The organism is Litoreibacter ponti, from assembly GCF_003054285.1.
Taxonomy (GTDB): Bacteria; Pseudomonadota; Alphaproteobacteria; order Rhodobacterales; family Rhodobacteraceae; genus Litoreibacter; species Litoreibacter ponti.
Window position 1 is genome coordinate 1,515,752 of sequence record NZ_QBKS01000001.1, and the last position, 14,035, is coordinate 1,529,786.

Annotated in this window: 16 protein-coding genes; 10 read left to right on the forward strand and 6 right to left on the reverse strand. The window is 65.0% G+C overall.

All coding sequences use genetic code 11. From position 1 onward, the window contains the following. Positions 1-26: 26 nt before the first annotated feature. From ccoG to ccoS, 4 genes are read left to right on the forward strand one after another with little or no spacing between them, the layout of a single operon-like run. Positions 27-1,583 (forward strand): cytochrome c oxidase accessory protein CcoG, encoded by a 1,557-nt coding sequence (ccoG, locus tag C8N43_RS07620; protein ID WP_107845020.1) that lies wholly within the window; start codon positions 27-29, stop codon positions 1,581-1,583. Beyond that, on the forward strand, positions 1,580-2,041 hold the full coding sequence (locus C8N43_RS07625; protein WP_107845021.1) for a FixH family protein: 462 nt from the start codon (positions 1,580-1,582) through the stop codon (positions 2,039-2,041). Before ccoG ends, C8N43_RS07625 begins: the two co-directional genes overlap by 4 nt. Further along, complete coding sequence (locus C8N43_RS07630; RefSeq protein ID WP_107845022.1) at positions 2,038-4,158, forward strand: heavy metal translocating P-type ATPase; 2,121 nt, start codon at positions 2,038-2,040, stop codon at positions 4,156-4,158. The genes C8N43_RS07625 and C8N43_RS07630 overlap by 4 nt, the downstream gene beginning before the upstream one ends. After that, positions 4,155-4,295: a cbb3-type cytochrome oxidase assembly protein CcoS gene (gene ccoS, locus C8N43_RS07635; protein WP_107845023.1), complete on the forward strand. Its 141-nt coding sequence runs from the start codon at positions 4,155-4,157 to the stop codon at positions 4,293-4,295. Before C8N43_RS07630 ends, ccoS begins: the two co-directional genes overlap by 4 nt. Here ccoS and C8N43_RS07640 read toward each other — a convergent pair. After that, positions 4,292-4,570 (reverse strand): DUF3572 domain-containing protein, encoded by a 279-nt coding sequence (locus C8N43_RS07640; RefSeq protein ID WP_107845024.1) that lies wholly within the window; start codon positions 4,568-4,570, stop codon positions 4,292-4,294. The two genes, ccoS and C8N43_RS07640, sit on opposite strands and share 4 nt — an antisense overlap. Before the next feature lie 93 nt (positions 4,571-4,663). On the opposite strand from C8N43_RS07640, the gene C8N43_RS07645 reads away from it, so the two are divergent. After that, positions 4,664-6,082: a diguanylate cyclase gene (locus C8N43_RS07645; RefSeq protein WP_107845025.1), complete on the forward strand. Its 1,419-nt coding sequence runs from the start codon at positions 4,664-4,666 to the stop codon at positions 6,080-6,082. On the opposite strand, the gene C8N43_RS07650 is transcribed toward C8N43_RS07645, so the two are convergent. The 4 genes from C8N43_RS07650 to C8N43_RS07665 form a co-directional block, all read right to left on the reverse strand. Continuing rightward, positions 6,079-6,609 (reverse strand): periplasmic heavy metal sensor, encoded by a 531-nt coding sequence (locus C8N43_RS07650; protein ID WP_107845026.1) that lies wholly within the window; start codon positions 6,607-6,609, stop codon positions 6,079-6,081. The two genes, C8N43_RS07645 and C8N43_RS07650, sit on opposite strands and share 4 nt — an antisense overlap. A 4-nt stretch (positions 6,610-6,613) precedes the next feature. Next, complete coding sequence (locus tag C8N43_RS07655; RefSeq protein WP_107845027.1) at positions 6,614-7,003, reverse strand: hypothetical protein; 390 nt, start codon at positions 7,001-7,003, stop codon at positions 6,614-6,616. Beyond that, a complete protein-coding gene (locus C8N43_RS07660) occupies positions 7,000-7,581 on the reverse strand; it encodes an RNA polymerase sigma factor (protein ID WP_107845028.1) in 582 nt (193 codons plus the stop codon). Before C8N43_RS07660 ends, C8N43_RS07655 begins: the two co-directional genes overlap by 4 nt. Positions 7,582-7,677: 96 nt before the next feature. Continuing rightward, positions 7,678-8,163 carry an EF-hand domain-containing protein gene (locus tag C8N43_RS07665; RefSeq protein ID WP_107845029.1) on the reverse strand — a complete coding sequence of 162 codons (486 nt, stop codon included), beginning with the start codon at positions 8,161-8,163 and terminating at the stop codon, positions 7,678-7,680. A gap of 194 nt (positions 8,164-8,357) precedes the next feature. Between C8N43_RS07665 and C8N43_RS07670 the strand changes: the two genes are divergently transcribed. From C8N43_RS07670 to C8N43_RS07690, 5 genes are all read left to right on the forward strand, one after another. After that, entirely contained in the window at positions 8,358-8,753 is a 396-nt protein-coding gene (locus C8N43_RS07670; protein ID WP_107845030.1) for a DUF983 domain-containing protein, read from the forward strand. A 42-nt stretch (positions 8,754-8,795) separates the two neighbouring features. Continuing rightward, complete coding sequence (locus tag C8N43_RS07675) at positions 8,796-9,374, forward strand: NUDIX hydrolase (protein ID WP_107845031.1); 579 nt, start codon at positions 8,796-8,798, stop codon at positions 9,372-9,374. Between the two features lie 109 nt (positions 9,375-9,483). Further along, positions 9,484-10,482 (forward strand): lysylphosphatidylglycerol synthase transmembrane domain-containing protein, encoded by a 999-nt coding sequence (locus tag C8N43_RS07680; protein WP_107846290.1) that lies wholly within the window; start codon positions 9,484-9,486, stop codon positions 10,480-10,482. After that, positions 10,479-11,783 carry an FAD-binding oxidoreductase gene (locus tag C8N43_RS07685; RefSeq protein WP_107845032.1) on the forward strand — a complete coding sequence of 435 codons (1,305 nt, stop codon included), beginning with the start codon at positions 10,479-10,481 and terminating at the stop codon, positions 11,781-11,783. Before C8N43_RS07680 ends, C8N43_RS07685 begins: the two co-directional genes overlap by 4 nt. Beyond that, positions 11,780-12,523 carry an SDR family oxidoreductase gene (locus C8N43_RS07690; RefSeq protein WP_107845033.1) on the forward strand — a complete coding sequence of 248 codons (744 nt, stop codon included), beginning with the start codon at positions 11,780-11,782 and terminating at the stop codon, positions 12,521-12,523. Before C8N43_RS07685 ends, C8N43_RS07690 begins: the two co-directional genes overlap by 4 nt. A 74-nt stretch (positions 12,524-12,597) precedes the next feature. Here the strand turns inward: C8N43_RS07690 and C8N43_RS07695 are convergent, their stop codons facing one another. Continuing rightward, entirely contained in the window at positions 12,598-14,031 is a 1,434-nt protein-coding gene (locus C8N43_RS07695) for a UbiA family prenyltransferase (RefSeq protein ID WP_107845034.1), read from the reverse strand. Positions 14,032-14,035: the final 4 nt, after the last annotated feature.

The window sequence follows — 14,035 nt, forward strand, 5'->3', positions numbered from 1 at the left end:
ACAGAGAAAGAGGCTGAGCCAAAGCCATGGCAGATCAGGGTACACCCCCGTCCCTTTACGCTCCGCAAGAGCCGATTTTTCCCCGTAAAGTCAGGGGCTTCTTTCGTACGTTCAAGTGGTGGATCATGGCGGTCACCCTGGGCATATATTACCTGACACCGTGGATTCGCTGGGATCGCGGCCCGAACCTGCCCGATCAGGCGGTCCTGGTGGATATGGCGTCGCGGCGCTTCTATTTCTTCTGGATCGAGATCTGGCCCCACGAATTCTACTTCGTCGCGGGACTGTTGATCATGGCCGGTCTGGGGCTGTTTCTGTTCACCTCGGCCCTTGGCCGGGTCTGGTGCGGCTACACCTGCCCGCAGACCGTCTGGACTGACCTGTTCATCCTCGTCGAGCGCTGGATCGAGGGCGACCGCAATGCCCGCGTCCGGCTCTACCACGCTGCCTGGGATTTCAAGAAATGGCGGCTGCGCCTGACCAAGTGGCTGGTCTGGCTGCTGATCGCCATCGGCACCGGCGGCGCATGGGTATTCTACTTCGCCGATGCGCCCACGCTGTTGCGCGATCTGGTCACCCTGAATGCCCACCCGGTGGCCTACATCACCATCGCGATCCTGACCGCGACCACCTTCATCTTCGGCGGCTTCATGCGCGAGCAGGTTTGCATCTACATGTGCCCCTGGCCGCGCATCCAGGCGGCGATGATGGATCCCGATACGATCACCGTGGCCTATCGCGAATGGCGTGGCGAGCCCCGCGGCAAGGGCAATGTCCGCAAGCGCGACCGCGCGGCCGCCGAGAAGGCCGAGCGCGAAGCGCAGGCTGCAGGCCCCGGCGCCGCGCGCTACAAGGCGACGCCCTATCCCAAGGCAGAGCTGCAGGTCGGTGGCACCCCCGCCACCACCGCATCCCTGCAAGAGCATGGGGACTGCATCGACTGCATGGCCTGCGTGAACGTCTGCCCCATGGGCATCGACATCCGCGACGGGCAGCAGATGGAATGTATCACCTGCGCGCTGTGCATCGACGCCTGCGACGACGTGATGGACAAGATCGGCAAGCCGCGCGGCCTGATCGATTACATCGCGCTCTCCGACGAGCCCGCAGAGCGGGCGGGCGGTGCCCCCACCCCGATCTGGAAACATATTCTGCGGCCGCGCACGATCCTCTATACCGCGATCTGGTCGTTGATCGGCGCGGGGCTGGTATACGCGCTGTTCATCCGCTCCGATATCGAGCTGACGGTCAGCGCCGTGCGCAATCCGACCTTCGTGGTGCAAAGCGACGGCTCGATCCGCAACATCTACGACGTGCGCCTGCGCAACAAACTGGGCGAGGACCGCGACTTCCGGCTGAGCCTGACCTCGGACGCGCAGCTGCGCATCGCGCTCGAAGGTACCGAGCGGCTGGTGATTTCCGTGCCCGCTGACAGCACCCAGCTGCAGCGCGTCTACGTCACCGCGCGTCCACAAGACCCTGCCGCCACCACCGACGTCACCGCGCTGCGCCTCTGGGTCGAGGACGTCAACAGCGGCGACCGCGCCTCGCGCGCCACAAGTTTCAACGGGAGAGAACAATGAGCACGGACGCAACCCCATTCGAGATCCGCGGCTGGCATGTGTTTGCGGGCTTTGCAGGCGCCTTCGGGATCATCATTGCGGTCAACCTGACCCTGGCCTTCAACGCGGTGGCGACCTTCCCGGGGCTGGAGGTGAAGAACTCCTACGTCGCCAGCCAGAGCTTCGATGCCGACCGCGCCGCGCAAGAGGCGCTTGGGTGGCAGGTCTCGGCGACGCTTGATCGGGGCCAGCTGGTCCTGCGCATCGCCGAGCATGGCACCCCCATCGCGCCCGAAATCGTGCAGGCCACCTTCGGCCGCGCCACTCATGTTGGACAGGATCAGACGCCCGAATTCATCTTTGACGGCACCGCCTTGCGCGCGCCCGTCGATGCGGGGCCGGGCAACTGGAACCTGCGTCTGAAGGCGCGTGCGGCGGATGGCACGCTGTTTCAGCAACGCATCGTGGTGCTGAAATGATTTCCGCCTGCCCCGCCTGCGCTGCCGCGCCGATGGCCGAAGAGGTCGTCGAGCGTAGCACGCCCGCCTTGCAATTCTCCCTGCCCGGCATCCACTGCGCCGCCTGCATCGGCAAGATCGAACGCGGGCTTGCAGGGGTGCCGGGACTAAAATCCGTGCGCGTGAACCTTTCGCTCAAGCGCCTCTCAGTCGAGGGGCAGATCGCCCCGGACCGTATCCTGGACGCGGTGGAGGCACTGGGCTTCGAGGCCTACCCGCTCGACACAGAGGCGCTTGCCCGGGCCGAGGACAGCGCAGGCCGCATACTGCTCACCCGCATGGCGGTCGCTGGCTTTGCGATGATGAACGTGATGCTGTTGTCCGTGGCCGTGTGGTCTGGCGCGACGGACGCCACGCGCGATCTGTTTCACCTAATCTCCGCCGCGATCGCTTTGCCGGTCGTGGCCTATTCCGGCCAGCCCTTCTTCCAGAACGCATGGTCCGCGCTGCGGTTTCGCCGCCTCAACATGGATGTGCCGATCTCGCTTGCGATCTTGCTGGCGGCGGGCATGTCGCTCTACGAGACGCTCAATTCCGGCCACCACGCCTATTTCGACGCCGCCCTGTCGCTCACCTTCTTCCTGCTGATCGGGCGCTACATGGACCACCGGACCCGCTCTGCCGCTCGCTCTGCGGCCAAGGAGCTGACCGCGCTGGAGGTCCACACCGCAGACCGGATGACCGGTGCGGGGGTACAAACGGTGCCGGTGGCCTCCATCGCGGTGGATGATGTTGTTCTCATCGCATCTGGCGCGCGCGTGCCTGTCGATGGCGTGCTCACGAGCGAAAGCGCCTTTCTGGACCGCTCCTTCCTGACCGGCGAGAGCGCAGCGGTCACCGCGCGCCGCGGCGACGAACTGCAGGCGGGCGAAATCAACCTCGCCGCGCCGATCGAGCTGCGCGCCACCGCCGTGGGCGAGGACACGACGCTGCGCCGGATGGCCGAGTTGGTGGAAACTGCGGAGGCAGGGCGCAACAGCTATACAGCGCTGGCCGACCGGGCCGCCGCTGTCTACGCGCCCGCCGTGCACCTGCTGGCGCTCGTGGCGTTTCTGGGCTGGGTCGCCGCGACCGGCGACATCCGCCATTCGCTCAACATCGCCATCGCCGTGCTGATCATCACCTGCCCCTGCGCACTTGGCCTCGCGGTCCCGGCCGTGACCACGGCCGCCATCTCGCGCCTGTTCGGTGCTGGCTTCCTTGTCAAGCACGCCACGGCGCTGGAACGGCTGGCCGAGGTAGACCACGTCGTCTTCGACAAGACCGGCACTCTGACGCTGCCTGCGATCTCGTTGCCCGACACGTTCACCGCGGCCGATGCGTCCGTGGCCCGCGGGCTCGCGCAGCATTCCCACCATCCGCTGTCGCGCGCGCTGGCCGCGCGTCTGTCCGAGACACAGGCCGCGCAACTGGATGATGTTCAGGAGCACGCGGGACAAGGGATAGAAGCGACCTGGCGCGGCACCCCAGTCGCACTGGGTCGCGGCGCGTGGCTTGGTGCCACCTTCGACGGGCTTGGGCTAAAAATCGGATCAAAAATCACGCGCATAGAGGCGCCCGAGGCCCTGCGCCCCGGCACGCGGGAGGCCATTGGGGGGATGGGTCTGCCCGCAGAAGTGCTGACCGGGGACGCGATGGGGCCGGCGCAGGCGGTGGCGGAGGAGCTGGGACTTCCCGTCACCGCTGACGCGCGGCCGCACGACAAGCTTGCGCGCCTGCAAGAGCTGGAGGCCGATGGGCATCGGGTTTTGATGATCGGCGACGGGCTGAACGACACCCCCGCCCTCGCCTCGGCCCACGCATCCATCGCCCCGGCGCGCGCGCTAGAGGCCTCCAGGTCAGCGGCGGATGTCGTCGTGCTGAAGGACAGCTTTGCCGAGCTGCCGCTGGTGCTGGCGGTCGCACGGGCGACGCAGACGCTGTCCAAACAGAATTTCGCGATTGCGGCGGTCTATAATTTTATCGCTGTTCCAGTGGCGCTGGCGGGCTTCGCAACGCCGCTCGCTGCGGCATTGGCGATGTCGATTTCGTCGATTACGGTTCTGCTCAATTCCCAACGCATGAGGTCGGTCAAATGAACGTACTTGTAGTGCTTATCCCGGTGTCCCTGATCCTTGGCGGCGTGGGTCTCGCGGCCTTTCTGTGGACCGTGCGGTCTGATCAGTATGACGATGATCAGGGCAACGCGGCACGAATTCTTCTGGACGACGATTAGGTCCAGTTCGGCAGGTCGCCCCCCGGAAGCTGCTGGCGCGCCATCATCGGCTGGCGGTAGTCCAGTTGGTTGGCGTCGCAAAAGCCCGTGACCCAGGCATCATCCATCAGCAGAAAATCCATGACGGAGCCCAGAAAGGCGGGCTCGGTTGCCTGCGCACGCACCTCGTCAAGCGACGAGCCCGTCGTTCCCAGAAACACCCCCATCAGATCATCTTGCTGCGCGATCCAGCCCAAAGCTTGCAGGGCCATCGCCTCGGCGGCGTTCGGGGTCATATGCGTTCTTTCTTGGTAAACATTTCTTAAGGATTGCCAGACGAGACTGTCGGCACGCAAGAGCGATTCCACGTATGGAAAGGCAGGGGCTTCGTGACAGGCTGCATTTTGATCATCGACCCGGTCGCAACCAACCGCATCGTGCTCAAGGCCAAACTGGCGGCGGCGCACTACAAGGTCGCGGTCTGCGATGGGCTCGCGACGGCCAAGGAGCGCGAGGCCCAGACCCCGCTGGAGGCCGTTTTAATTTCCGCAAGCCTGCTGCGAGACAACCCGGACGGCGTGCAGGCCTTCCTGGGCCAGATCACGCGCCAGCCCGAGCATGGCATCACGGTCATCTTCATGCGCGACGCCGTGCCCCATGCCGACATCCCTGCCCTGCTGGATCAAGCCTATGCCGTCGGCGGGCATGATTGCGTCGCACGCCCCCTTGCCCCCGACATGCTGCTTGCCCGGTTGCGCAACCTCATGCGGGACCGAGCGCGCAGGCATGATCTTGGAATCCCAGATGCGGCAGCCTCGCTCGAAGACAGGGCCGAGGCGCCGGGCAAGGCGCGGCCCGGCGTTGGCATCGCCTGCGCCACGATCGGCGCGATGAAACTTGGCGAAGGCGCCACGCCCTTCGCCCATCTCCATGCTCTGGGCGCGAAACTGCCCTCGCAAGACCGGTTCCAGACCATGCCCCTTGCGCGCCTTTTGGCAACGGAAGATGAGTGCGCCGCCCATGGCGTCATGGTCGTGGCAGCGGCGCGCGACGCGACGGAGCATGCGATCTCCCTTCTCTCGCAGCTGAAGTCCCTGTCGCGCATGCAGGCCTGCCGGGTCGTCCTCACACTTGAGGAGCCGACCGCATCCCAACTTGCCCGGGCCTTCGATCTGGGCGCGGACGAAGCGATCTGCAGCCGAAGCTGCGCGATTGACGAAATGGCCCGGCGGATCGACCATCAGGCCCGGGTGCATTGCGCCGAGCGCGCCCGCCGCGACGCCGTGCGCGACCGCCTGCGCCTCGCCGTCACCGATCCGCTGACGGGGCTGCACAACCGCCGATACGCCGAAGAGCGCCTGAACATGCTGCAACAGGATTGCCGGAATTTCGGGCATGAATTTGCCGTTCTTGCGCTCGATATCGATCATTTCAAGCAGGTTAATGACCGCTACGGCCATGCCGCGGGTGATGCCATTCTGCGCGCGGTGGCAGACACGCTGCGCGACACGGTGCGCGGCTCCGATCTGGTGGCACGCACCGGCGGCGAGGAGTTTCTGGTCGCGCTTCCAAAGTCGAACCGGCGGCAAGCGATCAGTGCGGCCAATCGCCTGCGCCGTGCCGTCGGCGCAATGAAGACGCGTGTGCCCGGCCACCCCACACCGGTGCGGATCACCTTGAGCATTGGGCTGGCACTGCAGGACGGGACCACACCGTTGGATGCATTGCTCGATAAGGCCGACCGTGCGCTTTACGAGGCAAAGTCGCGCGGGCGCAACCTGGTCTCCATCAGCGTTGCTGCCGCCTAGTTGCCATCCGGCTGCCGCCCTCCCGGGCGGCGCACCATGGCGCGCTCCAGCCCTGAGGCATAAGCGCGGCGCTCTTCCAAGCTCATCGCGGAGATATGCGCCAGCAAAACGGCCCGCGCCTCGTCGGATCGGTCCTTGATCAGCCCCTGTTGGCGCGTAAGAATCTCGCCAAAGCGCGCCGCGTCGAACGGATCGGCATTCAAGAGCGCGACAGCCTCGCCTGCGAGCGCGCGCAGTTCACGGCGCAAGGCGCGGCCTTTGCCGGGCGCGCTGCGGGTCAGGGCGCGGCCGATCTCGCGCCGGTCCTCGCGTGACAGCGCCCGACCGTAGAGCCCGACCGCCGACATCTCCGCCGAGCTGGATATCCGCTCGCCCTTGCTCCGCTCCCCCCCGCCGCGCCCGGACAGCGCCGCGCCCGCGATGGCCCCGACGATCAGAAGGTTCAGCGCCAGCGAAATCGCCAGCGCAATGCGCAGCCCGCGACCGGATGGCCTTGACGAGGGGTCGGTCTTGTTCAGGTCGCTCATTCCGTCACCCTTCCGTCAAAGCCACAAAATCACCCAAGAGCGGATCGCTCAGCATTGCCTCTTCCGCCAAGGCGACATCCGCCTCGTCCGTTCCTTGCCATAGCATCGTGCCCAGCTCTGGATTGGCGAACCCCAAATAGACCCCGGCACAGGCAGAGACTGCGAGGCCACTCAGGGCCGGAAGTCCGCCGATCTCCGAGAACGCCTGCCGCCACCACGGCTGCGGTGGGGCGACCTCGCGCGGGGCGAGAAAGGCCTGCTGCTCTGCCGCCGCATCCGCAGCGATTCGCGCCAGAAGCTGGGCAGAAGGCACCGGAGCGTCGTCACGGGCCGCGTCAAACAAGGCGTCAAGCTCGGCTTCGCTGAGCGCGGGAGGGATGTGTTTGTCGCTCATAGGGACAGCTCTTTTCTCTTTGGGGCCAGGGCCTGCGCCAAACCCCGTTTGCCACGGGCGGTCAAACTCTCGACCGCCTCGACGCTGATGTCCATGACCTGCGCGATTTCGGGGTTCGAAAGCCCCTCGATATGGCGCAGGGTCACGGCCTGCCTTTGCCGCTCGGGCAAGTGTGCCAGCGCGGCGTCAAGTAGGGCGGCGCGCTCGTCGCGGATCATGCGCGCCTCGACTGTTGGGGCGGGGTCCGCGGGCTCGGCCACGTCATCAATACCGACGCTGACACGCTGGCGTCGTCGAAGCCGGTCAATACACAGATTGTGCACCACCCGGGTCAGCCATGTGGCCGGATCGGCCTCGCCCGTGCGCCATTCGGGCGCGATCTTCCAGAGCCGCAGCATCGCGTCCTGCACGACGTCTTCGGCCTCTGCCAGGTCGCGCAACATGCGCTGCGCGATGGACAGGGCCCTCGGGGCCAGTCGCGCCGTCAATTGCCCAGCCGCCGCCGGATCGCCATTCGCGTAGAGCACCAGCAAAGCTTCGTTGCTGACCTCCATCGCCTGATCAAGCGGCATGTCCATAGCTCCAAACGCTAGCCTGCAGACGCGCGTGCAACAACGCCAAACACACGGGCCGAACGGGAGGGCGCAAGACGCGCCTTCCCGATGGTCGCGGGCTTATTCGCCACGCTTATGACCACCGCCGCGGCGTTTCTCGCCCAAAGCCTCGAACTCGGCTTTCGAGATCGAGCCGTCGCCATCCGCATCAGCGCGCGAGAAACCCCGCCCGCCCCGCGTCTCGACCGCTGCCGTAAGCTCAGCCTCGCTCAGCGCGCCATCATCGTTGGCGTCGAGGCGCTCGATCATGCGATCCACGCGCTTCGACATGCGCTCCCCGGCACCCTCCTGGGCGCGGGCCAAAAGCTCTTCGCGGGTGATCGAGCCGTCATTATCTGCGTCGGCGGCGGCAAACCGGGCCATGCGATGCGCCTGCATCTCGGCCTGAGTAATCCCGCCATCGCCATTCGCGTCGAGCTCTTCGAAGCTTGCGCGCGGGCCTTTCGGGCCACCTTTGGCCTCCGCCATGATCGGCGTCAGCGCCAGCGCGACGCCGAGCCCTGCGAGGACCAGCTTGGTTTTCAGGGTTCCTGCCATCAAAGTCATTGTGATGTTCTCCGTTGATTAAGTGTCACACCGCTCGTTTTCCGCGCGGTCTGCACTTTGAACGGGCCCCACCGCGCCTTCCGTCGAAAAAAATGAAAAGAATTTGCGACATTGGGACGCAAGACATCCTGTCATGGTGTCAGGGCAAAAGATTGAGCGTACATCTAGGCTCAAGACGTAACGAGGGTGTCCCCATGACACAGACCATCCAAAGTCAAAGTGACGACCGCGAGATCAAGCCCGCCATTCTGCGCGGCTGGCGTCGCCGGTGCCCGTCCTGCGGGCAAGGCCCGCTCTTCTCGAGCTATCTGAAGGTGCGCGACGAATGCCCGGTCTGCAGCGCCCATATGAGCCATCACCGCGCCGATGATGGCCCCGCCTATCTGACGATCCTGATCGTGGGGCACCTTATGGCCCCGCTGATGCTGTGGACCTTTTTTGAGTTCGAGCCCGATCCGCTTCTTGTATTCGCGGTGTTCACCGTCGGATGCGTCGGACTGTCGCTCTATCTGTTGCCGCGGCTCAAGGGGCTTATCGTGGGCTTGCAATGGGCCAAGCGCATGCATGGATTTGCCTCGGACACGGCCTGATTGACCTTTGCTTTGCCATCGCGCCACGGCAAAGTAGCTTGCATGACTGACACTCCGATCAAAGATGCGGCCAGCGTCGTGTTACTGCGCGACGCTCAAAGCGCGCCGAAGGTCCTGATGGGCCAGCGCGGCAAATCCGCAGCCTTCATGCCGAACAAATACGTCTTTCCGGGTGGCGCGCTGGACGCGAGTGATGACAGCCCGCCTGCGGGCGGAAGCTGTATGGCGCGGCTGGGCGCACTTGGCGCGCCACTGCTCGGGGCAGCGGTGCGAGAGGTGCGCGAAGAGACAGGATTGGTGATCCAAGACCCGGCTCATCTGCGCTACTTCTTCCGCGCGATCACGCCACCAGCCCGGCCTCGCCGCTTTGATGCGCGTTTTTTCATAGGCTTCGCCGAACAAGCCATCGACGGTGACCTTGATGATTTCTCCCAAGCCGATGACGAGCTGGCCCATTTGCACTGGGTCCCACTCGGCGATGCGCGCGCTTTGAACCTGCCCTTCATCACAGAAGTGGTGTTGGCAGAGGTCGAGGCCCTGTCCCGTCACACAAGCCCGCCCGAGAGCGTTCCGTTCTTCGACAATTCGACGGCCGTGTCCCGCTTCGCGCGCATTTTCTGAGGAAATGCGTGTTGCGGCGGCCGCGCACGGCGATTTGTCTGGCGTTTTGTTTTTAGAAACAGTTTCATAATCCTGCCTCATTGTTTCCGTAGCAGCTGGGGCAATGACCATGGCTGATGTCACCCCCTCTCCTGTTGCCCCTCCTGCGGGCGCGCCGCGCCGATTCTGGCGCGATCGTGCCGTGCTATACGGCCTACTGGCGCTCTTTGCCGTTGGGCTGGCCGGGCTGATCAGCGCGACGGGCTGGGAAGAGACATGGGCCGAGTTGAAAAAGATCACCGCCTTGCAATTCATCGGACTGTTGAGCCTGTCCTTGATCAATTACCTGATCCGCGGCGCGCGCTGGCATCTGTTGTCGCGCGAGCTTGGGTTGCGCCTGGCCCTGCGCCATTCGGTGCTGCATTTCGTGGGCGGCTTCGCGATGACAATCACACCGGGCCGTATCGGCGAGCTGGTGCGTCTGCGCTGGATCACCCGGATGAGCGGCTGGCGCGTCGAGCGGATCACACCGCTGCCGCTGGCCGACCGGGCGTTCGACATGGCCGCCATGGGCTGCGTGCTGGGCGGTGCAGTCTTTCTGAGCCAAGCGGGCGGGATCAGTGCGATCCCTGTTGCCGCGTTGGCTGTCGGCACGGCCATCATCGTGACCCGCCCGACCCTTCTAGTAAAACTTGTCGAGGGCGCATTCGCCCTGCTCCGCCGCTTCCCCCGCCCCTTCGCGCGACTGCGCCAGGCGGCGCGCTCAATGGGCGTGTTCAGCCCGCTGCGGGTCTCTGGCCCTGCCTTGGTCCTCAGCTGCATCGGCTGGATTGCCGAAGGCATTGCCCTGTTCCTGCTGCTGCAATGGATGGGCGCGGACATCACGCTGGCCACCGCGACCACCATTTTCCTGTTCTCCACCCTCGCAGGCGGCCTGACCGGCGCGCCCGGCGGATTGGGAGGGGCCGAAGCCGCGATGATGGTCCTGCTGACCATGAACGGGGTCGAACTGAGCCAGGCGCTCGCCGCCACAACCGTCATCCGCATCACCACGCTGTGGTATGCCATCGGGCTAGGCATGTTGGCCTTCCCCGTTGCTGAAACACTGTCACGCAAAGCAAGAACATGACCTGGAATACATTGAGCTACACCGGCTGGGGCCGGGTTCGTCAGGCCAAGGGCCGCGTCGCGCGCCCCGAGCGGCGCTCGGCGCTGGCGCGCCTGACCGCCGCCCCCGCCATTGGAATGAAGCGCTCCTACGGCGACAGTTGCCTCAACGATGGGGGCGACGTGATCGACATGACGCGGATGGACCGGATGCTGAGCTTCGATGCCGAGACCGGTATCCTGGAGGTCGAGGCGGGCGCACGCGTGGGCGACATCGCCCGCCGCTTCGCACCTGACGGTTGGCTGCCTGCGGTCATGCCCGGCACGGGCTTTGCCACTGTTGGCGGCTGCATCGCCCATGATGTGCACGGCAAGAACCATCACGGCGCGGGCTCTTTCGGCGAGCACGTGGTCGAGATCACGCTGATACAGGGCGAAACGGTCAAGGTCATTGGCCCGTCGAAGAACGCGACCCTCTTCCGCGCCACAATCGGCGGGCTCGGCCAAACCGGGGTCATCGTCGCCGCCAAGCTGGCGCTGAGCCCCTGCAAGGGCGACATCATCACCGTGACCGAGAGACGGATCGAGAATTTCGACACCTTTATCGAGTCGCTCGACGGCTCGCAGTCCACTTATACCGTCGGCTGGATCGACGCGACGGCCAAGGGCGAAGAGCTGGGCCGCGGCATTTTGGAAGAGGCAGAGACCGGCTACGGCCTGGTGCCCGACGCCAAGCCGTCGAAATCCGTACGGTTCGAGGCCCCCCGCTGGGCCCTGTCCGCGCCAATTGTCCGCGCGTTCAATTCCGCCTATTTCCGACGCGTGCCCGAGCGCGGACGCACCAGCGTGAAGCCGATCACCGAGTTTTTCTTCCCGCTCGACAAGCTGCATGGCTGGAACCGGCTCTATGGCAAGAGCGGCTTTCATCAGTTCCAATGCGTCGTCCCAGTGGCCGAGGTCGCGGTGCTGCGCGCGATGCTCGACAAGATCGCCTATGCCGGGCTCGCCTCGCCGCTCGCGGTGCTCAAACGCATGGGACCCGGGCGGGCCGGTCTGATGTCCTTCCCGATGGAGGGCTACACGCTCGCCGTCGACTTCCCCAACCGAGGCCGCGCGGAGGCCCTGATCGCAGAGCTTGAAGAGATCACGGAGAAAGCCGGTGGGCGCGTCTACCTCGCAAAGGACGCGACGCTCGACGCCAAGCGGCTTGGCAAGATGTACCCCGAGGTCGGCAAATTCGCCAAACTGGTGGCCAAGCTGGATCCCGACGGGGCCTACGAGACCGATCAGACGCGCCGGCTGGGCGTCAGGAGCCACGCATGAGTACGACCGAGACCTGGATTATTCTTGGCGCGACCTCGTCCATGGCGCGCGCCTTCGCCCGTGCGGTATCGCGCGAGGGCTGCAACGTGCTGCTGGCTGGCCGCGACATGACTGATCTGGAGGCCTCTGCCGCAGATTGCGCCTTGCAAGGCGCCCTGATCGCCGAGGCGCACCATTTCGATGCGCGCGACACGGAAAGCTTCACGAGCCTGTTGGACCGGGCACCGGAGCTTGAGGGCGTGATCAATGTCGCCGTGTTCGTGGGCTCAATGCCCGCGCAATCGGACATCGACACGGACCCATCCCTGATCGCGGGTGTTGTCAGCGACAATTACGCAGGCCCCGCCGCCTTCCTTCAGGCTATTGCGCCGCAGATGGAAAGCCGTGGCGCGGGGTGCGTCGTAGGCGTGGGCTCGGTCGCGGGCGATCGCGGTCGCATCGGCAACTATGTCTATGGCTCCGCCAAGGCGGGCTTTCACACCTATCTCAGCGGGCTGCGCAACCGTCTGACGCGCTCGGGTGGGCATGTGGTCACCGTGAAACCAGGCTTCGTCGACACAGCCATGACCTGGGGGATCGAGGGGATGTTCCTTGTCGCCTCCCCCGACCGGATCGCCACCGACATTCTCAAGGCCGTGAAGAAGAGGCGCGATGTGATCTACACGCCCGCCTTCTGGAAGCTGATCATGACGATCATCAAAACCATCCCTGAACGCGTGTTCAAAAAGCTCAGCGTCTAGCGGATTGCGACCTGCGTGGGGCCCTGCCCCACACCCCGCCGTATTTCAGGAACAAAGAAAGAGCGGGTTGCTGCTCAGACGCCGAATGCCTCGTGAAACAGGCCGGCTGCGTAGAACATCAGCGTCAGGGTGAACAAGATCAGCGAGATGCCATGCCGGTCGCGCATCGCAAAGACGATCGGATCGTAGTCCTGCTTGCCCTTGTAGCCCAGCGACACCATCCGGAAGAGCCACCCGCCCAGGGGCAGCATCGCGAGCCAGAGGAGCCATTGCGTCGGATAGAGCTGCTGCGCCTGCTCGGTAAACGTGTAGAGGAAGAAGACCAACATCGAGCCGAACATGCCCAGACCCGCCACATTGAGCAGATCGGAGCGGTCGGGCCGCCCATAGCCCCGCCCGGGCAGGCGCTCGTCGGAGGTCGCGAGTGTCAGCTCGGTCAAACGCTTGACGCATCCCAGCGTGACAAAGACCGGGAAGACGAAGACCAGCATGAAGCCCGAAACGAATATCTCGCCCGCCGCAGCCCCCGCCACGACCCGCAATGTGTAGAGCGCCGCCAGCGTCGCGATGTCGACCCAGCGCATGCGCTTGAGCTTGAGCGAATACGCAAGTGAGAGCACCATATAAAGCAGCACAACCCCCAGAAAGGCCGCGTTCAGCGCTGCCGCGACCCCGATTGCGATCGCAGCCAACAGCCCGACCGCCAGCATTCCCACAGAAAGCGGCAAGGCCCCACTCGCGAAGGGTCGGTTCTTCTTGGTGGGGTGCAGCCGGTCCGCGTCGAGATCCAGCAGATCGTTGACCAGGTAGATCGTCGAGGCTGCCGCAGAGAAGGCGACAATCGCCAGCAGCACCGGCATCAGGGCCGACAGCCCGAAATTATGCGCAGCAAGCAGCGGAAGCAGCAAAAGGACGTTCTTGACGTATTGGTGCGGACGCATCGCTTTCATCAGCGCGCGCCATTTCCACCCCGAGGCCAGTTCGGTGACATTGTGGCCGTCCGCTTCGAGCGCGGCGCGTGCACCGGGCACATCGCCCACCAGAATAGTGTCATCGGCCTGCTGCCAGATCGGCATGTCGGCCAGCTCATTGCCCGCATAGTGGAAACCGCGCGCCCCGAATGCCTCCACCAGAGCCTCTGCCTTGGCGTCCCCTTTGAGGTTGGTCTGCCCATCGGACGCGAAGACGCGCGACGACAGGCCGTGATGCGCGGCAAGCGGCTCGACCAGGCTGCGGTCGGAGGCGGAGGCGAGGATCACCTCGTGCCCCTGCGCCTGGGCGACCTTTGCCATCTCCATGACCTTGGGGTTTACCGGCATGAGGTCGACGCGCGGCGCACCAAGTTGGGCCAGCTCGGCCTTCAGGCGCGCGCGGTCGCGCCAATGACGCGCGCTGGCGCGCAAGGTCTCAAGTGGTGCGCGGCCCATGCCCGACCAGAAACTTTCAAGCAACATGTCGGTGCGCAGGAACGTGCCATCGATATCGAGGACCAGTGGTTTCTTGGACATCACG